The 17,618-nt window shown below is 63.5% G+C and carries 21 protein-coding genes; 9 read left to right on the forward strand and 12 right to left on the reverse strand.

The genetic code is table 11. The features are described 5' to 3' along the window. Window positions 1–20 precede the first annotated feature (20 nt). The 10 genes from A0U94_RS02330 to A0U94_RS02370 form a co-directional block, all read right to left on the reverse strand. Window positions 21–1,424 (reverse strand): class II fumarate hydratase, encoded by a 1,404-nt coding sequence (locus tag A0U94_RS02330; protein WP_077802327.1) that lies wholly within the window; start codon window positions 1,422–1,424, stop codon window positions 21–23. A 126-nt stretch (window positions 1,425–1,550) separates the two neighbouring features. Then, window positions 1,551–2,447, reverse strand: coding sequence for a DMT family transporter (locus A0U94_RS02335; RefSeq protein ID WP_077802328.1), 897 nt, complete (start codon window positions 2,445–2,447; stop codon window positions 1,551–1,553). 88 nt (window positions 2,448–2,535) lie between these two features. Beyond that, complete coding sequence (locus A0U94_RS02340; RefSeq protein WP_062030124.1) at window positions 2,536–2,817, reverse strand: hypothetical protein; 282 nt, start codon at window positions 2,815–2,817, stop codon at window positions 2,536–2,538. Next, window positions 2,814–3,557: a c-type cytochrome biogenesis protein CcmI gene (ccmI, locus tag A0U94_RS02345; RefSeq protein WP_244178047.1), complete on the reverse strand. Its 744-nt coding sequence runs from the start codon at window positions 3,555–3,557 to the stop codon at window positions 2,814–2,816. The genes A0U94_RS02340 and ccmI overlap by 4 nt, the downstream gene beginning before the upstream one ends. Window positions 3,558–3,559: 2 nt before the next feature. Next, window positions 3,560–4,030: a cytochrome c-type biogenesis protein gene (locus A0U94_RS02350; protein WP_077802329.1), complete on the reverse strand. Its 471-nt coding sequence runs from the start codon at window positions 4,028–4,030 to the stop codon at window positions 3,560–3,562. Further along, window positions 4,027–4,581 (reverse strand): DsbE family thiol:disulfide interchange protein, encoded by a 555-nt coding sequence (locus A0U94_RS02355; protein ID WP_062030120.1) that lies wholly within the window; start codon window positions 4,579–4,581, stop codon window positions 4,027–4,029. The genes A0U94_RS02350 and A0U94_RS02355 overlap by 4 nt, the downstream gene beginning before the upstream one ends. A gap of 12 nt (window positions 4,582–4,593) precedes the next feature. Next, a complete protein-coding gene (locus A0U94_RS02360) occupies window positions 4,594–6,573 on the reverse strand; it encodes a heme lyase CcmF/NrfE family subunit (RefSeq protein ID WP_077802330.1) in 1,980 nt (659 codons plus the stop codon). A 7-nt stretch (window positions 6,574–6,580) separates the two neighbouring features. Further along, a complete protein-coding gene (gene ccmE, locus A0U94_RS02365; protein ID WP_062030116.1) occupies window positions 6,581–7,084 on the reverse strand; it encodes a cytochrome c maturation protein CcmE in 504 nt (167 codons plus the stop codon). Then, on the reverse strand, window positions 7,081–7,248 hold the full coding sequence (locus A0U94_RS15840) for a hypothetical protein (RefSeq protein ID WP_167315815.1): 168 nt from the start codon (window positions 7,246–7,248) through the stop codon (window positions 7,081–7,083). Before A0U94_RS15840 ends, ccmE begins: the two co-directional genes overlap by 4 nt. Then, window positions 7,245–8,006 carry a heme ABC transporter permease gene (locus A0U94_RS02370; RefSeq protein ID WP_077803798.1) on the reverse strand — a complete coding sequence of 254 codons (762 nt, stop codon included), beginning with the start codon at window positions 8,004–8,006 and terminating at the stop codon, window positions 7,245–7,247. The genes A0U94_RS15840 and A0U94_RS02370 overlap by 4 nt, the downstream gene beginning before the upstream one ends. Before the next feature lie 210 nt (window positions 8,007–8,216). Here A0U94_RS02370 and A0U94_RS02375 point away from each other — a divergent pair, with 210 nt between their 5' ends. Further along, window positions 8,217–8,636 carry an EVE domain-containing protein gene (locus A0U94_RS02375; RefSeq protein WP_077802331.1) on the forward strand — a complete coding sequence of 140 codons (420 nt, stop codon included), beginning with the start codon at window positions 8,217–8,219 and terminating at the stop codon, window positions 8,634–8,636. Here the strand turns inward: A0U94_RS02375 and A0U94_RS02380 are convergent. Continuing rightward, window positions 8,633–9,151 (reverse strand): hypothetical protein, encoded by a 519-nt coding sequence (locus A0U94_RS02380; protein ID WP_077802332.1) that lies wholly within the window; start codon window positions 9,149–9,151, stop codon window positions 8,633–8,635. The genes A0U94_RS02375 and A0U94_RS02380 overlap by 4 nt on opposite strands. Before the next feature lie 154 nt (window positions 9,152–9,305). Between A0U94_RS02380 and A0U94_RS02385 the strand changes: the two genes are divergently transcribed. Together A0U94_RS02385 and A0U94_RS02390 are read left to right on the forward strand one after the other, a co-directional pair. Further along, window positions 9,306–10,145: an EcsC family protein gene (locus A0U94_RS02385; RefSeq protein ID WP_077802333.1), complete on the forward strand. Its 840-nt coding sequence runs from the start codon at window positions 9,306–9,308 to the stop codon at window positions 10,143–10,145. Between the two features lie 27 nt (window positions 10,146–10,172). Beyond that, window positions 10,173–10,562 (forward strand): MAPEG family protein, encoded by a 390-nt coding sequence (locus A0U94_RS02390; protein ID WP_062108996.1) that lies wholly within the window; start codon window positions 10,173–10,175, stop codon window positions 10,560–10,562. On the opposite strand, the gene A0U94_RS02395 is transcribed toward A0U94_RS02390, so the two are convergent. Beyond that, window positions 10,549–10,752 (reverse strand): hypothetical protein, encoded by a 204-nt coding sequence (locus A0U94_RS02395; RefSeq protein WP_062108998.1) that lies wholly within the window; start codon window positions 10,750–10,752, stop codon window positions 10,549–10,551. The two genes, A0U94_RS02390 and A0U94_RS02395, sit on opposite strands and share 14 nt — an antisense overlap. Window positions 10,753–10,896: 144 nt before the next feature. Here A0U94_RS02395 and aat point away from each other — a divergent pair, with 144 nt between their 5' ends. The 6 genes from aat to A0U94_RS02425 all read left to right on the forward strand — a co-directional run bounded on the left by aat (window position 10,897) and on the right by A0U94_RS02425 (window position 17,556). Further along, window positions 10,897–11,574, forward strand: a complete 678-nt coding sequence (gene aat / locus A0U94_RS02400) for a leucyl/phenylalanyl-tRNA--protein transferase (protein ID WP_062030191.1) — start codon at window positions 10,897–10,899, stop codon at window positions 11,572–11,574. Further along, complete coding sequence (locus A0U94_RS02405; RefSeq protein WP_077802334.1) at window positions 11,571–12,503, forward strand: hypothetical protein; 933 nt, start codon at window positions 11,571–11,573, stop codon at window positions 12,501–12,503. Before aat ends, A0U94_RS02405 begins: the two co-directional genes overlap by 4 nt. Further along, window positions 12,500–13,105, forward strand: coding sequence for a hypothetical protein (locus A0U94_RS02410; protein WP_062030096.1), 606 nt, complete (start codon window positions 12,500–12,502; stop codon window positions 13,103–13,105). Before A0U94_RS02405 ends, A0U94_RS02410 begins: the two co-directional genes overlap by 4 nt. Window positions 13,106–13,270: 165 nt before the next feature. Next, the gene (locus tag A0U94_RS02415) at window positions 13,271–13,666 is read left to right on the forward strand and encodes a hypothetical protein (protein ID WP_062109003.1); all 396 of its coding nucleotides are present in this window, start codon (window positions 13,271–13,273) and stop codon (window positions 13,664–13,666) included. A 63-nt stretch (window positions 13,667–13,729) separates the two neighbouring features. Beyond that, on the forward strand, window positions 13,730–14,233 hold the full coding sequence (gene bcp, locus A0U94_RS02420) for a thioredoxin-dependent thiol peroxidase (protein ID WP_077802335.1): 504 nt from the start codon (window positions 13,730–13,732) through the stop codon (window positions 14,231–14,233). A 59-nt stretch (window positions 14,234–14,292) separates the two neighbouring features. Then, window positions 14,293–17,556, forward strand: a complete 3,264-nt coding sequence (locus tag A0U94_RS02425) for an AsmA-like C-terminal region-containing protein (RefSeq protein WP_077802336.1) — start codon at window positions 14,293–14,295, stop codon at window positions 17,554–17,556. Window positions 17,557–17,618 lie beyond the last annotated feature (62 nt).

Genomic DNA, 17,618 nt, shown 5'->3' on the forward strand with positions numbered 1-17,618 from the left:
AGTTTGAAGCTGGCGTTCAATCAGGTTCCGGGGGGCGTGATGTTGGGGCGCAGCATCAGGCGCGGATCGGCGACGCGGTCATACTCTTCGGATGTCATGAAACCCAGTTCCAGTGCGGCTTCACGCGGGCTCAGATCCTTTTCCATGGCGTGATGGGCGACTTGTGCGGCGCGGTCGTAACCGATGGCTGGCGAAAGGGCCGTGACGAGGACCAGAGAGCGTTCCAGATCCTGTTTCAGCTTGTCCGTATTGGCTTTCGTGCCTTCGACGAGGAAGCGGCGGAAGTTTTCCGAGCCGTCATGCAGAAGGGTGATGCCCTGCATGATGTTATGGATCATGAGCGGCTTGTAGACATTCATGTCCAGCATGCCCGCAGCCCCGCCCAGGCCCACCGCAACATCATTGCTCATGACCTGAAGGGCGAGCATGGCCAGCGCCTCGGCCTGCGTCGGGTTGATCTTGCCCGGCATGATCGACGATCCCGGCTCATTCTCCGGCAGGTGCAGTTCGCCCAGACCGGCGCGTGGTCCGCAGGCGAGCAGGCGGACGTCATTGGCGATTTTGAAGAGGCTGCCCGCCGTCGTGCGCAGCGCACCCGACAGATGCACCAGCGCGTCATGCGCGCCCTGAAGTGCGAACTTGTTCTCGCCAGCCGTGAAGCCGAGGCCCGTCAGGCGAGCGATTTCAGCACAGGCGCGGCGGTCGAAGCCTTCATCCGTGCTCACACCCGTGCCGAGTGCCGTGCCGCCGAGGGCGAGGGGGAACAGACCGTCGCGGGCCTGTTCCAGACGGGCGATATTGTCCGTCAGCATCCCAGCATAGCCGTGCCATTCCTGACCCAGTGTGATGGGCACGGCATCCTGAAGATGCGTGCGGCCGACCTTGACCAGATCGCGCCACTCCTCTGCCTTGGCGGCCATGGCGTCACGCAGGCGCGTCAGGGCCGGGATCAGGCGGCGATGCGTGCCGAGGACGGCCGCGATATGCATGGCGGTCGGGAAGTTGCAGTTGGTGGACTGCGACATGTTGACGTGATCGTTGGGGTGCAGCGGCGTCTTGCTGCCGAGCGGATTGCCGGTGATCTGGCAGCCGCGGTTTGCGATGACCTCGTTGACGTTCATGTTGAACTGCGTGCCCGAACCCGTCATCCAGACACGGAGCGGGAACATCCGGTCATGTTCGCCCTTGATGATCTCGTCGCAGACGGTCCGGATTAGATCCGCGCGGTCCTGCGACAGACGACCGCTGGCGGCGTTGGCCGTGGCGCAGGCGCGTTTCATGATCGCATAGGCTTCGATCATTTCATGCGGCATCAGTTCGCGGCCGATACTGAAATATTTCAGGGAGCGCTGGGTCTGGGCCCCCCACAGCACATCGTCAGCGACTTCGATCGGGCCCATGCCATCGGTTTCGGTACGGCTCATTGTCTGTTTTCGGCTTTCCTGCGGGTGATCCGGCTCATTTCACGGGGGAAATTATCGCACAATCGCCGCAGGACAAAGGAACCCAGCCATAGAAAATCCGGATGCCGTCACAGCGAGGAAACGGCTTCAGGATTCCACGATCTGGGCGACCGGGTGGCGGCCATAGGTATTGGTCAGGATCACGCCGGCCATGACGATCGCGCCGCCGATCAGGGTGCGCAGGGACGGGATTTCGCCAGTGAGGAAATAGGCCAGAACCATCGTCACGGGTGGCAGCAGGTAAAGCAGGGCTGCACCGCGTGAGGCGCCGAGATGCCCGATGACGAAACCCCAGGCGGCATAGCCGAACGCCGCTGGGAAAATCCCGAGTTCCAGCACTGCCGCCTGTCCCTGCCATGAGGCATGGGAAAAATTCGTGAGGCCCTGCGGCAGCCAGGGAGTAAGGAAAATCGCACCGGAAATCAGGACATAGGCGATGGTCGGGAGTGCGCCGTAGCGGCGGATCAGGCCCTTCTGGAGGATCGTGTAAAACGCCGCGCAGACTGCCGCGCCAAACACCAGTGTGGCGCCGGAGCCAAAGGAAAGACCGCCGCTCTGTCCTTTGGCGATCATGGCGACGCCACTGAAGCTCAGGATCGACCCGGCCCAGCCCCAGCGGGACATGCGCTCGCCAAGGAATGCCATGGCCAGAAGCCCGGCCATCAGGGGCGCTGCGCTGATGAGAAGGCTGGCCGCTCCGGACGAGACGGTCACTTCCCCGCAGTTGAACAGGATGTTGTAGAGCATGATCCCGATCATGCCGCAGGCGAGGATCTGCGGGATATCGGATGTCAGGGGGCGGGCGGGGCGTTTCCAGAAAAGCCAGAGAGCCGCCATGACAGCCGCGACGGCGTAGCGTAATGCGGCCAGAGGTACGGGCGCGAAATCATGCAGGGCAATCCGGACGACGGGATAGGCGCTCGCCCAGGACAGGATGGCCACGGCGACGAAAAAGGGCAGGGAACGTCCGGAAGATTGGGTCATTCCTGCCCATTAGCAGGAATGTTCCGGATCCGGGAAGAGTGTCGGAAGCGGGATGGCCGGATCGTACCGCGCCGGGCATCCCGAGCCCTTATTTCAGCCAGCGATCGCCGCTGAAACGGTTGTGGGAAAAGAGAAAACCAGCAACCAGCCCGATGGCGGCGAACATGATGGTCCAGAGCGAAATCGGCAGGAGCAGGGTGGAAACCGCCGAAAGCAGGACCATTCCGGCAAAGGCGCAGACGGCGGATTCGAGGAGCCGTGGGCCGTAATGACGTTCAGCACCGCAATGTGGGCATTTCTCCGATGTCGGACGCATGGGTTTGCGACAGACGGGGCACAGCGCGATGGCGTTGGCTTCGGGTTTTCTCACTGACCGTTATTCTCCTGATGTTCGCCAACCGCGATACGGGCTTCCACGGCCATACGCCAGGGCGCATCGGCTGGTGCCGCGGCCAGGGCGCGGCGATAGAGGTCGAGGCTTTCGGCAGAAATATGGCTGCCGTTACGACTTTCAAGCTCGGCGAGACGAATGGCAAGCTCGGGCTCGAAATGGGCGTCGAGGGCAGCTTTCCAGTCCCGGATCGCATCTTCCGTCAGACCGGACTTGGCCTCGACCTCTCCTAACATGAAGTGTCCGGTCGCATAAGTCGATGACGTGGCAGGAATCATAGCGACTTCGGTCTGAAGTTTATGGATTGTTTCCAGACCCTTCGCGTCTGGTCCCGTCTGACGCCCGCTCAGCGGCTGGGGCGGGAGGGACGGGTGTCCATTAACGATATAGAGCGCAAAAGCCAGTACCGGGATACCAAGTCCGACCGCCAGAACAGGAAGAATCCGGCTGCGCTTTGCGGGTTCAGCCGAAAGATCCTCAACCGCGGCTTCTCCGTCAGTGGCCAGAAGGCGTCGCTGAACTTCAAGGCGGGCGGCCTGGTATTCTTCATTATTGATGAGTGCGAGGGCGTGATCGCGCTCCAGATCACCAAGCTGTCCACGATACAGCGTCAGGGCAGAGTCGCGGGCGTTCACGCGGCGACGCAGGGTCCGCAGGCCCAGAAATGCGGGGCACAGGGCCACCGCGGCGATAATCAGGATTCCCAACCAGAACAACAAGACTACTCCCGGCCCGAAAGGGCATCCAGACGCGCGCGCTCGTCATCCGTGAGCGGCGCAGGCGTGGCGATGACGCGGCGTCTGGCCGTACGCCATGCAATGACAAGTCCGGCCACCAGCGCGAGCGCCGGCATCAGCCAGAGCAGGGCGGTGGACCATGAAAACTGTGGGGCCAGACGGATGAATTCGCCGTAGCGTTCGGTCATCCAGTCCATGATCTGCTGATCGCTTTTGCCTGCCGCGACCTGTTCGCGGACAACCTTGCGCAGATCGCGGGCGAGGGGAGCGCTGCTGTCCTCGATGCTCTCGTTCTGACAGACCAGACAGCGCAGATGGGCGCCGATGGCTTCGGCGCGTTTTTCCTGCGCCGGGTTGGACAGCATTTCGGCGGGATCGTCCACGGCAAGGGCTACGCCGCCGCCGATCAGGCCAACCGCAAGCAGCAGGGCCGGAAAACGTCTGGAGGCCTTCATAATCCGGCCAGCCTTGGGCGGATTTCCGCCTCGTAGATCTGCGGGTCGAGGGCAGCGCTGCCGTGCCAGATGATGCGGCCGCCTGGGGCAACCAGAAAGCTCTCGGGCACGCCGGTTACGCCCCAGTCGATGGCCACGCGGCCATGCCGGTCTGAGGCGACGCGGGCGTAAGGCGAGCCGTCGCGCTGGATGAAGGCACTGGCGTTTTCGGGCTTGTCCTCATAGGCGATGCCCCAGATCGGCATGTTGCGCGAAATGGCGCGCAGGCCGGGCATTTCCGCCACGCAGGGAATGCACCATGAGGCGAAGAAATTGACCAGAACCGGGCGGTGCTGGGCTTTGAGTTCGGCATCCGTGAAGCCGTCCCCAAGGCCGGGGAGGCCCGGCATGGCGAAGCTCGGGATTGGTTTGCCAACATTGGGGTTCTTGATCGCGCGCGGGTCGAAGGCGCCGCTGCGCATGTCGCTCAGCATCCGCCAGAACCCGACGCCCAGAACGCCTGCGCCGATAATGGGCACGGCCGTGAGGATGCCCCGTCGTGTTACGCTCATGTCCGTTTCTCCTCAGGCGCGGGCCATGTTGCGGGCAGCGGCACGCTTGGGGGCGCCGATCCGCATCCGGCGGTCGGAGAGCGAGAATGCGCCGCCGATGGCCATGACCAGTCCGCCCAGCCACATCCAGGGCGCGAGCGGATTGCGGTGCAGGCGCAGGACATAGGTCGTGTCCTTGCCCGTACCGTGCCGGTCACCGACCACGCCGTACAGGTCGGTGATGAAATTGGTGTGGATGGCGACTTCGGTCGTGGTCTGGCTCTGCGTCGTGAAGTCGCGTTTTTCAGGATGCAGGATGGTCACGAGTTTGCCGTTGTGACGGATGGCGATGTCGGCCTGCATGGCCTTGTAGTTCGGGCCGATATAGTCGTGCACGTCGAGAAGCGTCCAGTCGTCCCCGGCCAGAGAGCGCGTTTCGCCGATATGGACTTCGACAATGGCGTGCTCGGCCTGAGACATGCCGCACAGCCCAAGGATGGTGATGCCTGCGCCGATATGGGCGAGTGCTGCCCCCCAGCTTGAACGCGGCAGGTTTTTCATGCGCTCCCACACGCCCTGGGCGGACGTATGGCCGATGCCAATCCGGCGCAGCACGTCCGACACGGAAGCCGCGATGACCCAGACGGCCAGCGCCCCGCAGGCGATGGGCAGGATGCCGGAAAGCTTCCAGAAGCACAGGGCCAGCCCGATCGCCGCGATGCCAGCCGCGGAATAGAGATGCGAAAACGTCCGGGCGAGTTGCGCGCGTTTCCAGGGCAGGGCGGTGCCGATGCCCATGGCAAGCAGAAGCGGCAGGGTCAGCGGGATCGTGGCGGCGTCAAAGAACGGCTTGCCGACGGAAATGGTGCGCCCGGCCAGAAGCTGCATGAAGGGCGGGTACATCGTGCCCGTCACGACGACGGCGCAGATCGAGCACAGCAGGATGTTGTTCAGGACCAGCGAGCCTTCACGCGAGACCGGCGAGAACAGGCCGGTCGAGGTGAGGGAGGGCGCGCGCCACGCAAACAGAGCGAGCGAGCCGCCGATGACGATGGCGAGCAGGGCGAGGATGAACACGCCGCGGGCGGGATCGTTGGCAAAGGCATGGACCGAGTTCAGGATGCCAGAGCGGACAAGGAACGTGCCGGACAGGGAGAACGAGAAGGTCGCGATGGCGAGCAGGACTGTCCAGATTTTCAGGCCTTCGCGCTTCTCCACGACGATGGCGGAATGCACGAGGGCCGTGCCTGTCAGCCAGGGAATGAGGGAGGCGTTTTCCACCGGGTCCCAGAACCAGTAGCCGCCCCAGCCCAGCACATAATAGGACCACCACGAACCGAGTGCGATGCCACAGGTCAGGAAGCACCAGGCGGCCACGGCCCAGGGACGGACCCAGCGGCCCCATGCGGCATCGACACGGCCTTCGATCAGGGCGGCGACGGCGAAGGCGAAGGGAACGGCGAAACCGACATAGCCGGTGTAGAGAATGGGTGGATGGAAGGCGAGGCCCGGGTCCTGAAGGAGCGGGTTCATGCCCTGACCGTCCATCGGAGCGGGGAAGACGCGCTCAAATGGATCTGACGTCAGGAGGCAGAACATCTGGAATCCGGCGGAGACGCCTCCGAGAATGGCCAGAACGCGCCCGCGCAGAATGTCCGGCAGGTTGCGGCCGAACAGGGACACCGCACCGCCGCAGACGGCGAGGATCAACGTCCAGAGCAGCACGGAGCCTTCATGGTTTCCCCAGACGCCCGTGATTTTATACAGCAGTGGCTTGGAGACGGCGGAGTTTGCCGCGACGTTCTGGACCGAGAAATCGTCACTGACGGCGCACATCACGAGGCACAGGAACGAATAGCCCAGCGCAATCAACTGCGAGACCGCGAGATAAGGTGCGAGCCCCACGAGACGGGCATCACGGCGGCTGGCGCCCCAGAGCGGGACAGCGAACTGCACAAGAGCGAGCACGCAGGCGAGGGCAAGGGCGAAATGGCCCTGTTCAGGTCCGAACATCAGGCGATCAGCCCCCTGCTTTCTTTGCGGTCATGGTGTCCCAGCTCGACGCGTCCGGCGCTTTGCCGAAGCGCGGGTCCCATTTGCCGGTACGCTTGAGTTCGTCCGCGACTTCCTTGGGCATGTAGGTCTCGTCATGCTTGGCGAGGACTTCGCTGGCGGTGAAACCACCGTCTTTCTGGACGGTGCCGAGGGCGACAACGCTCTGTCCTTCGCGGAACAGGTCGGGGAGAATTCCGGTGTAATGAACCTCGACCGCGGCCTGTCCGTCCGTCACCTGAAAGGCGTTCACGGGGGTGCCGTTTTCGTTGATGCGATGCAGGCTGCCGGCCATGACCATGCCGCCGAGGCGGATGGTGCGATCGGGTGAGGGCGGACTGGCCTTCACCTGCGACGGCGCCATGAAAAAGACGATGTTGGACGAAAAGGCCCGCAGCGTCAGGGCGGCGGCGGAGCCGACACAGGCCAGACAGGCAATGACGATCCAGAGACGACGGGTCTTGCGGGTCATGAGGCTGACCTTTCACGGCGGCGGGCATGGCCTTCGACGGCGGCCAGACGGGCCTTGGACTTCCGAAGGCGCAGGGCGGCACCAACACCGAGGACAAGGGAGCAGCCCAGCGTCAGGGCATAGGAGGCCGCGATATACGGCCAGTGGTTCGGGAGATGCATCATGCTGCTTGACTGTCCCTGCGGTCGAGACGCGAACGGGCCATCATCTGGCGTGCGCGGCTTTCATGGATGGCGGCGCTGAGCCGGGTGAAAATGACGGCCGCAACACCGAGTGTGAAGCCGATCGTGCAGATCAGCAGCGGCCAGAGCATCATCATGGACATGGTGGGTGCGCCGGTCAGGGTGATGCTGTCGGGCTGGTGCAGGGTGTTCCACCACTGGACGCTGAACTTGATGATCGGAAGGTCGATGACGCCCGCCAGAGCGAGGATCGCGGCGGCGCGCTGGCCGCGGGCAGGCTCATCGAAGGCGCGGATCAGGGCGATATGGCCGAGATACAGGAAGAACAGCACCAGCATAGATGTCAGGCGCGCGTCCCAGACCCACCAGGTACCCCACATCGGCTCACCCCACAGCGAGCCCGTAATCAGGCACAAAGCGGCGGCGCAGGCGCCGACGGGTCCGATTTCAATGGCGGCCAGATCGGCCAGCGGGTGTCGCCAGACCAGCGAAAGCACGCCGCAGGCTGCAAGCCCGAGGTAGCAGGACGATGCCAGCCAGGCCATTGGGACATGTACATACATGATGCGCACGGTGTCGCCCTGCTGCCAGTCGGCCGGGGCGATGAACAGCCCCCAGATGACGCCGACCACGAGAAACACGATCGCGCCCCCCGTCAGCCAGGGCAGCAGCGTGCGCGCCAGACGCAGGAACTGCCCCGGATTGGCATAGCGATGGAGCAGGTTGGGGGTAGGGCGCACTGGGACACGGACCTCGGCAGAGTGGCAACGCGGCGATGGGTTTCCCGCGACAGGTTCCCCATTGAAATAGTCCGAAGCAATCATATTCGGAAGAGGCGCGTTGTCCCATTGTTCCGATCACTGTTATCACGTTTCACGGAATTGAGCGCTAAATGCCCCAGGGCGGCCCCGAGGTGGCTCTTGGGATGGCCTTTGTGGCGGGAGTGAGAGATGGCTTTCTGGCTGGTGAAATCGGAACCCGAGGCGTTCTCGTGGGCGCAGCAGGTCCAGAACGGCGTCGAGCCGTGGACGGGGGTGCGCAACTATCAGGCGCGCAACAACCTCTCGGCCATGAAAAACGGCGATCTGGCGTTTTTCTATCATTCCGTCAGCGAAAAACGGATTGTGGGCGTGGTGGAAGTCGTGCGGGAGGCCTATCCGGACCCGACTGCGGATGATCCGCGCTGGGTCTGTGTGGATGTGAAGGCAATGGGGGCTTTAACCCGTCCCGTGAGCCTCGCCGAAATCAAGGCTGACCCGGCTCTGGCGGACATGGCGCTGCTCAAACAGTCCCGACTGTCCGTAGCACCGGTGACGGAGGAGGAGTTCCGTCACCTGACGCAGATCGGGGGATGGGTGCGTCTTTCTTAATGAATGGGAGAGGCGTCGCCGTTCACGAGGATATTCGTCTGGCCATTGACCGGATGACCGGCATAGCTCGTCGGTGAATCTTCATCTTCATAGGGGGACTGCACGGGCGCGTTGAACTTCACCGGCATGCCGAACAGGGAAAAATGGGACGGCAGGTTGTTGGGGCCGTTGGTCTTCTGCTGCGCGTTCGGGCCTGGCATGCCAACCGGAAGATGCGTCCGCACCCGGTCGCTGTAGCTGGCGAGGGCGGTTTCCGAGTCTTCCACTTCCGTATAGCCATGCGGGGGAGGCGGGGCGCCTTCATCGGGGAGCGCAGCCTGCTGGGCCGGGGTCAGCGGCTTTGCCGGTGCGCCGACGATCTGTCCGGCAGTCGGCCCCATCTGCGGCAGGTTGGCGGTCCCGTGAGAGGCGTGATGGCGGGGGTGGGCCTGGGCGGCAAAAGCCGTGGAACCGGCCGGAACGAGGAGGCTGACGGCCAGCGGAGCAGACAGGATCCAGCGCGATAATGCGGTCATTGGTATAATTCTCCTCACCCCGACGGTGCTCGTCCGGATAGTTGGCCCGGGTAGTCTTATGGCGCCAATATCCCCATGATGGTGCCATGTTAGGATATGAAACCTGCTATCCGGTAAACGGTTTCGGGTCTTACGAACAGGAGTTTTGATCGTCATGACCTCAGTGAATGACACGCAGCTTCCGACCAGCAAATTCGCCTCGGCGGCGCTGGACGGGGATTCCCTGGCACAGCTTCAGTCGGTCCTTGAAAAGGTGGAGCAGGGCCGTGGGGTTCTCGTGCGGCTGGCCGACCTGATGGGCGGCGCGGTCGGACAGGCCACGCGACTCGGCATGCAGGGACTCGGACTGGCCCCGGCGGTGCAGGAAAAATTCCACAAGACGGCGGAAATGGCCATTGAACGTGCGTTCCGCGTGGCTGTTCTGGGTATCGACAACGATGCGCCCGCCCCGCGTGATCCCATGCGTGAGAACCTGGGGCAGGCCGCGGTTGCCGTCTCAGGTGCGCTGGGCGGTTTCGGGGGGATTTTTGGTCTTGCGCCGGATGTCGGCTTCACGACGCTGGCCATCATGCGCGAAATCGCCCGCATCGCCCGCGAGGAAGGCGAGGATCTGCGCAACGAGGATACGCGCCGGGCGTGTCTGGAAGTCTTTGCGCTGCGTAGTTTCCCGGCGCGTCAGAGCGACGAGGAAGGTGAACTGGGTTTCTTCTCGTCGCGTGCGCTGCTGAGGGGACGCCCCATCGTGATGCTGATGGCGGAAGTGGCGTCGCATTACGGAATCGGCCTGTCGCGCAAGTTCGCGTTGCAGATGGTGCCGGTGGCGGGGGCTTTGTGCGGGGCGTCGCTCAACACGGCATTTCTGGCGCATTACCGGGCGCTGGCGCGCGCCCATTTCACGATCCGTCGTCTGGAACGCACCCATGGGCTGGCCGTTAAGGAAGCTGCTGCCGACCTGCGTGCAGGGGGAATGGGCACATCTGAAACATTTTCCTGATTTTCAGGATTTCCCGGAGAAACGCCCATGCCGATCGGTCTTGTCTGGCTTGGATGGACACTGGTGCTGGCGTTCGTTCAGCTCTTCCTGACCGCTGCCGCCTGCCGCCAGCAGGACGGGCTGCAATGGGCGAGCAGCAACCGCGACGGGGAACCTCCCCGTTACACCGGGATGGCGGCTCGGCTGAAACGTGCGCAGGCCAATCTGGCGGAGACGCTACCGATTTTCATCGGCGCTGTCCTGCTGTCCTGGGTCTCGGGCCGTTACAGCCCGCTGACGGGCTGGGGAGCCGGGATCTATTTTCTGATGCGGGCGATCTATATCCCGGCCTATGCCTTGGGATGGGGTGCGATCCGTAGTCTGATCTGGGGCATTTCAATGGCTGGTTTGATGCTTGTGCTGATCAGTCTGCTGTGAAGGAGGCCTCGGTCAGGGACGGGGGAGGCTTGCCCTCACGCATCATCCACAGGTCTATGAGGGCCGAGATGACCAGACAGGTCGCGCTGACTTTGGCCAGAACCATCATCAGGCCGTGTGTTTCGGGCATCAGCAGGCGCAGGACGCCGAGTATGACGAGAATGATGGCGTAAATGAAGGCAAGCGGCACTGGCGGTCTCCCTATGGCATGCCACCCTTATCATGGTCGCTGGCCGTACGGCCATGATTTCGCGCGGCAGGCTCCAAGGCGGCGGGCTTCACGCACGTGGTCTGCGACGCCGCGGTTCAGGAAACGGGTAAAGACTGTGTCATCATGGACGAGATAACGCCGGACCTGCTGCTTCAGGCCTATGCCTCGGGAATTTTTCCCATGGCCCCGGACGCGGAAAGCGCGGAACTGACATGGTATCTGCCTGAAGAACGCGGGATCATGCCGCTGGACGGGATGCATGTTCCGAAAAAGCTCATGCGTCTCGTGATGTCGGGCAGGATGACGGTGACGGCGGACCGGGCGTTCGATGACGTCATGCTCGCCTGTGCCGAAGCTGCTCCGGGGCGCGAGACGACATGGATCAGCGCGCGCATCCGACATCTTTATGGTGTCCTGCACCGTCAGGGAAACGCCCATTCCATTGAAGTCTGGGACGGTGAGGCGCTGGTGGGTGGCCTGTATGGTGTGTCGCTGCGGGGGGCTTTTTTCGGCGAGAGCATGTTTTCGCGGGAACGTGATGCTTCTAAGGTGGCGCTGGTCCATCTTGTCGCAGGGCTGCGACAGGGGCGATACACGCTGCTGGATACGCAATACACCACGCCCCATCTGACGGGGCTGGGTGGGATCGGGATTCCTGCGGAGGATTATCAGTCCCTGCTTCATCAGGCGCTGACCGTGCGTGCGGTCTGGCCTGACGATTTCAGCCTTCAGGCCCTGCGTGAATCCATCGCGTCCCTGCGTTCGCTTCCCGGGCGCGCGCCTGCCGGAGATCCGCCATGACTGTTTTCACGCGCTCCCTCCTCATGTCTGTCGCGCCGCTCGGGCTGCTGGCGGCCGGGTTGTCTCTGGCGGGCCCGGCCCGTGCAGACGACCATCCGCGTCTGACGCCGACGCGGGATGTCACGGTCGTGTATGAGCTTTCCACGCCCTCGAGCACGGCGAAAGGCCATCCCGATACCGTCCGGGTGGCGTTCTCGGGCGCGGGAGACCTGTTGCGGATCGATTCGCAGGATGGCAACGGGGTGACGATTCTTGATCGTCCGGCGCAGCAGGTCACGCTCGTAATGATGAAGCAGCAGGTCTATACGCGCCTTTATCCGAGCCACGGTCTGCACAATCCGTTCATGCTCGACCTGGACATGCAGTATAAGGCCGCCGGTCATGACACCGTGGCGGGCGTGGCGTGCGACCGCTGGACCATCCAGAGCAGCCACGGCAAGGCCAGCGCCTGCGTGACGCAGGATGGCGTCATCCTGGCGGAAAACGGCGTGGATGCGGACGGGGTGGAAGGCTCCATAAAGGCGCTTTCGGTGTCCTATCAGGACATTCCGTCCTCCACGTTCGAGCCTCCGGCAGGGTTTCATGTACTGGAGCCGAAAATGCGTCCGGCCCATCAGAGCCAGGCGGGCAGTGCGACGCCGTCTCCGGTGCCTGAGGCCTCGGGCGCTGATGCCGGCTCGGAGATGAAGACGACCACGCATGAGACCGCGGCCCCCGATGTGTCGGATTCCGATACCCCCGTGATCGGAGACAGGGATACGCCCGCCCCGGCCACGACAACACCGGGTGCGCATACGACATTGCTGCCGGGGCAGAGTGCTCAGCCCGATACGACGCAGCCGTCCGTTTCCAATGATTCTTCAGGGGATGGTTCCGTGTCCGCGCCGGATCAACCGCCGAGTGGCCCGGCCAATGGAAATCGCAAATGAGACTGACGGTGTTGCGTGCAGCGGGAACGGCGGTCTGTGTGCTGATGGGGGCTGTGGTCGGATTTTCAGCAAAGGCGGACGTTTCAGGCTCCGCTCCGCTTCAGGCGCAGGCCCCGCTCGTGACGCCGCTGCATGATGCCGATATCGACTATGTTCTGACGGGTCCTGCCGGACAGCATCTGCATCAACGGATGCGCTGGACGTCCACGTCGTGGCGGCAGCGGATCGAGCCCGAAGGGTCGGCCACGGTCATGCTGACGGATTATCACACCCATATTCTGATGGTGCTGGATGGGACGAAGCGCACGGCCACGGTCATGCCCGCGCCGGGCGGGAGCTTTGCGGTCCCCGGAACCCCTGCCGCCGGATCATGGCGCAGAATGGGGCAGGGCCGGATCGCCGGGGAAGCCTGCACGATCTGGGAAAGTACGGACACCGACCGCCATCCGACCACCTTCTGTTACACGGAGGACGGGTTGATGCTGGGGGCGGTTCATGACGGAAAGCCGGTCGTGGAAGCGGTTTCGGTCAGTCGTTCTCCGCAGCCGCTGGAGGTTTTCGACCCGCCGCCGGGTTATCGCCGGGTCGAGTCGCCGCGCTGAGCCGGAGGCTCCGGGATGGGGCCGGTGTCTGTTACAATTTGTCCGGCTCCTGCCATGATTGGCGCCTCTTGCTGCCATTTTCAGCGGGCATGATCTTTCTCATGGACGGAAAAGCCTGTTTTTGACCGGCTCTTCCGGACCACGTGTTTCGAGGAGAAAGATGCCATGCGTCGCATCACACGTGCAGTTCTTATGGCCGCTCCGCTGCTGATCGGTTCCGCAATCGTCCCGAATGCTGTCGTGCCGCAGGCACAGGCTCACTGGCATGGGGGCGGGCCGGGATATGGTCCGGGCTACGGTCGCGGTTATGGATATGGTGGCCCTCCCGGCGGTGGGCGCGGTGGCTGGCATGGCGGGTATCACAACCATTCCGGCGCCATTGTTGGCGGCATTCTGGGTGGTCTGGCTCTGGGCGCTGTAGGCGGTGCCCTTCTGGCCCAGCCCTATGCTCCGCCGCCTCCGCCGCCACAGGTGGTCTATGCTCCGCCGCCGGTCGTCTATGCGCCTCCGCCACGGGTGGTTTACGGGCCGCCCCCTGTTGTGATGTATCCGGGATACTGATCCCGGAATACTGAACGGTTTTCGTCCGGTTTGCCTTGATCGGATCGGACGGGTCGGGCAATCATGCCGCTTATGACCGTTTCTTCACAGAATACAGACCTGCAACCGGGCGACCGGGCGCCAGATTTTACGCTTCCCGCTTCCGCCGGGCGGACTGTCAGCAGTGCCGCACTGAGCGGGAAGCCTTATCTGCTGTATTTCTATCCGAAAGCCGACACCCCCGGCTGTACGACACAGGCCTGTGGCCTTCAGGACGTTCTGCCCGAATTTGATGCCGAGGGTCTGACGATCATCGGTGTGAGCCCGGACCCTGTGGCGAAAATTGAGAAATTCGCCACGAAATATGGTCTGAAGTTCCCGCTGGCCTCGGACGAGGACCATGCTGTCGCAGAGGCTTACGGAACCTGGGTTGAGAAATCCATGTATGGCCGGACCTATATGGGGATGGAGCGCAGTTCCTTTCTGGTGGATGGCCAGGGCGTCATCCGTAACGTGTGGCGGAAGGTGAAACCTGCTGCACATGCCACTCTGGTGGCGGAGGCTTTCCGGAACCTTCCGGAAGCCTGAGGGCTTATACCCCCAACTCTCACGAGGGAGACAGGCCGGAAACGCGCCGATGACCGTCTATGGCCGTCCACGACTTCCCGCGTCCTCCTCGCAGGCGTCTGCACCCGTTCTGCCCGGGGCCGCATATGCCGCGACACTGGCATGTTGCGCGCTGGGCCGCGCTGATCTGCGTGACGCCGGTCGCGCTCGCGGCTGCGGCAGGCAGTGTGTTCCTGTGGAAACTGGCCCATGGCCCCGTGGATATCACGCGCGTCTCTCATCTCGTGGAGCCGGTCTCGATTGCGGCGGGCAAACGTCCCGGACATCCGGCTGGCCGCCTGAGCTGGGACAGGCTCTGGATCCAGTGGCAGCCGAGCGCGGGCGGTGTTCCGGCCGGGCTGGTGCTGATGGCGCGTGGACTGAAAGTCACCCGGTTTGACAATCTGGTGGCAGAACGCGCGACTGAGGCCGATGCTGTTCTCTCGCTGAGTGCGCTTTTTGAAGGCGTGATTGCGCCTCGGACCCTGCGTCTTGAAGGCGCCACTCTGGCCCTGCGCCGTTTGCCGGACGGCGATGTGGACATGGATCTGCCGGAGCAGAAACGGGGTGGCCGGGGCGTGCCGACACGGCTCGACCGTCTGCGGGCCGTAGATGTCCATAATGTCTCCATCACCTTAGCCGGGCTTCCAAAGGACCGGACCGCTGTGATCGGAGACGTGGACATGAAAGCGCGCCGGATCCGGGTGGCGCCGCACTCACGGGATTTCGTCTGGGTCGGGTCCGGGCATACCACGATTGCGCTCGACGGTTTCCGCACCACCCTGACGGCGCAGGCGCGCCAGGTCGGGCATAACGGTGTGCTGCATCTGGAGGCGACGCCATTTGAGCCGGCACAGCTCGGGATTTTCAACCCCGTGGCTGCGGACTGGCACGTTCCCGTGTCCATCGGGGCGGATGCGGTCTTTGTGCCGCAGGGCATGGATGCGTTGCCGTCGGAACTGACGCTGAACCTGTCTCTCGGGGAGGGGAAGGTTTTTCAGAAAACCGCCGATCCGCTCCACCTTCATGCGGGACTGGCGCGTGTGCATCTGCAGATGGACCGTCCGGGGCTGAAGGGTGGCGCGCGGCTCGACGTGCCGTCAGCAACGCTGGACGTGGCGGATACCAACGGTGAGCTGACCCATCTGCAGGCTTCAGCCGGTGTCAGGCTGGACAATCTACTCAGGCCGAACGTTCTGGATGGCGACGCGGAGGCCGGGCTGGATACGATCCGTTTTGCAACGCTGGGGTCCATCTGGCCCGCAACGATCGTCAAGGGTGGCCGCCGCTGGGTTTCAAAGAACATTACGGATGGGAACGGGCGGGATCTTCACGTCAAAGCCCATCTGCACAGCGATCATGGCCTGGACAGGATCCTGCCGACTTCCGTCGAGGGAAAGCTGACGGGACATGGCCTGACAGTCCACTGGCTGCGTCCTGTTCCTCCGGCCACAGGGCTTGATGCGTCCCTGCATTTTGATGGTCCGGAAACGCTCGTTATTGATCTGAGCCATGGTGTCCAGCCCACAGATGTGAAGCAGAACGTGCTGCTGCCCGAGGGGGAAATTCGGATTGGCAAGCTCTACGCCAAGGACCAGACGGGCGATATTTCCACGCATCTGACGGGGTCTCTGGCGGCGTTCATGTCCGCTCTGGCGCATCCGAGGCTGCATCTGCTGTCGCGGCATCCGCTGCCGTTCACACAGCCCGCGGGCATGGTGGACGCGCATGTCCGCATGACGCTGCCGCTTGTGGCGCATATTCCGGACGGAGCGCTGCATGTCTGGACGCAGGCTGCGTTCTCGGGCGTGCATCTGGGTAATGTCCTGATGGGGCGTGCGGTGGATGGCGCTGCGGGCAGGATGTCCGCCACCGAGGACGCGCTGGACCTCACGGGAGATGGCCAGCTTGCGGGGATTCCCACGCATGTGGTCCTGCACGAGAATTTCCGGGGCGGGGCGCCGTCGCGCGTGTTGCAGACGATTGATGCGCGCTCGGTTCTGGACCCACAGTCTGTGGCCAAGGCGCGGATCGCGCCGGTGGGGCTGTTTGATGGCCATGCAGTCCTGAATGCGCATTTCGTGCAGCAGGCCAACGAGGCGTCCGATCTGAAACTGTCGCTGGACATGGCCCAGGCCGCTCTGAGCGTGCCGATCTGGGCCAAGCCCTTCGGTGAGCCTGCGACGGCCATGGTGCATATCGCGTTTCAGAACGGGAAAATGTCGGCTCTGGACGGCTTGCAGGCGCACGGGACTGATCTTTCCGTGGCGGGCAGGGGCGTCACACGTGCAGGCAAGCTGACCGGGATCGTGCTGGAAGGTTTCCGTATCGGGCGGACGCAGGGAGATGCACGCATTGCCCTGCCGCAGAGCGCGGAACAGCCGGTCGGCGTGACGGTCGATGCCGATCCGCTGGATCTGGCGCCGATGTTCGCGCCGCATCCAGCGGTGGCGGATACCGGATCGCAGGGCGGACCGGGCGGGAAAAGCGCGTCCATGGGCGACAGCTGGTCCATCGCGCTGAACGCGCCGCATGTCTATTATGGTCCGAAGGCGCAGGTGGGGGGTGTCGTCTCGCAGATCGAACTGCGCAACGGACATCTGACATCGGGGCGGTTTGCGCTGGATGCGCCGACCCGGGTGCGGGCGGTTCTGGACGATACGGGGCGTGAGCATCCGTTCGTGCTGGATATCGACAATCTGGGCCTGCTGCTGAAAAATCTGGGGCTGTATGATCGTATCCAGGGCGGAAAGACGCATCTGGAAGGGGTCTTTACGCCGGACGAAACCAGCGTGCGGAAGGTTCCGGAAGGGCGGAGTGCGAAGTCGGCGGGGCTGTGGGGAGGCCTGCCGCCGTTCCGGGGGCATGTGGACATGGGACCGTCGGAGTTCCTGCGGCCGCCGCTGACGCTGACGGCAGTCTCCGATCTCTCGCCGCTGCACTGGCTGACCAACCATCTGGACCGTTTCGAGATCCGCCATCTCTCCACGCGGCTCAGTCTGGCGGGGAACATGCTGGTGCTGCATGACGGGGTGATCGGCAATCAGGCGCTGGGCGCCACGATGGAAGGGCCGATTGATCTGAAGACGTCCGGACTGAACCTCAACGGGACGATCGTGCCGGTTTTCGGGCTGAATGCGCTTCCGGGAAAGCTGCCGGTTCTGGGGCATCTGATGGCCCCCGAAAAGGGCGGCGGACTGCTTGCGGCGACGTTCGAGCTGCACGGAACGGTTGAAAAGCCCGATCTGTCGGTCAATCCGCTGTCGATGCTGTTGCCGGGCGTTCTGCGGCGTATTCTGCATTAAGAGGGCGGTCAGGGATTATCCTGACGGGCCGGACGTCCCATATCTGGGGAAGAATTCGAAGG

Source organism: Gluconobacter albidus (genome assembly GCF_002005485.1).
GTDB classification, from domain to species: Bacteria; Pseudomonadota; Alphaproteobacteria; order Acetobacterales; family Acetobacteraceae; genus Gluconobacter; species Gluconobacter albidus.

Bases quoted from the DNA above. Each gene is read 5' to 3' on its own strand.
- aat (WP_062030191.1), top strand. From the start codon at position 10,897: ATGGACGAGATAACGCCGGACCTGCTGCTTCAGGCCTATGCCTCGGGA.
- A0U94_RS02375 (WP_077802331.1), top strand. From the start codon at position 8,217: ATGGCTTTCTGGCTGGTGAAATCGGAACCCGAGGCGTTCTCGTGGGCG.
- A0U94_RS15840 (WP_167315815.1), bottom strand. From the start codon at position 7,248: ATGATGCATCTCCCGAACCACTGGCCGTATATCGCGGCCTCCTATGCC.
- A0U94_RS02385 (WP_077802333.1), top strand. From the start codon at position 9,306: ATGACCTCAGTGAATGACACGCAGCTTCCGACCAGCAAATTCGCCTCG.
- ccmE (WP_062030116.1), bottom strand. From the start codon at position 7,084: ATGACCCGCAAGACCCGTCGTCTCTGGATCGTCATTGCCTGTCTGGCC.
- bcp (WP_077802335.1), top strand. From the start codon at position 13,730: ATGCCGCTTATGACCGTTTCTTCACAGAATACAGACCTGCAACCGGGC.
- A0U94_RS02360 (WP_077802330.1), bottom strand. From the start codon at position 6,573: ATGTTCGGACCTGAACAGGGCCATTTCGCCCTTGCCCTCGCCTGCGTG.
- A0U94_RS02380 (WP_077802332.1), bottom strand. From the start codon at position 9,151: ATGACCGCATTATCGCGCTGGATCCTGTCTGCTCCGCTGGCCGTCAGC.
- A0U94_RS02330 (WP_077802327.1), bottom strand. From the start codon at position 1,424: ATGAGCCGTACCGAAACCGATGGCATGGGCCCGATCGAAGTCGCTGAC.
- A0U94_RS02405 (WP_077802334.1), top strand. From the start codon at position 11,571: ATGACTGTTTTCACGCGCTCCCTCCTCATGTCTGTCGCGCCGCTCGGG.
- A0U94_RS02410 (WP_062030096.1), top strand. From the start codon at position 12,500: ATGAGACTGACGGTGTTGCGTGCAGCGGGAACGGCGGTCTGTGTGCTG.
- A0U94_RS02355 (WP_062030120.1), bottom strand. From the start codon at position 4,581: ATGAGCGTAACACGACGGGGCATCCTCACGGCCGTGCCCATTATCGGC.
- A0U94_RS02415 (WP_062109003.1), top strand. From the start codon at position 13,271: ATGCGTCGCATCACACGTGCAGTTCTTATGGCCGCTCCGCTGCTGATC.
- A0U94_RS02350 (WP_077802329.1), bottom strand. From the start codon at position 4,030: ATGAAGGCCTCCAGACGTTTTCCGGCCCTGCTGCTTGCGGTTGGCCTG.
- A0U94_RS02390 (WP_062108996.1), top strand. From the start codon at position 10,173: ATGCCGATCGGTCTTGTCTGGCTTGGATGGACACTGGTGCTGGCGTTC.
- A0U94_RS02335 (WP_077802328.1), bottom strand. From the start codon at position 2,447: ATGACCCAATCTTCCGGACGTTCCCTGCCCTTTTTCGTCGCCGTGGCC.
- A0U94_RS02425 (WP_077802336.1), top strand. From the start codon at position 14,293: ATGGCCGTCCACGACTTCCCGCGTCCTCCTCGCAGGCGTCTGCACCCG.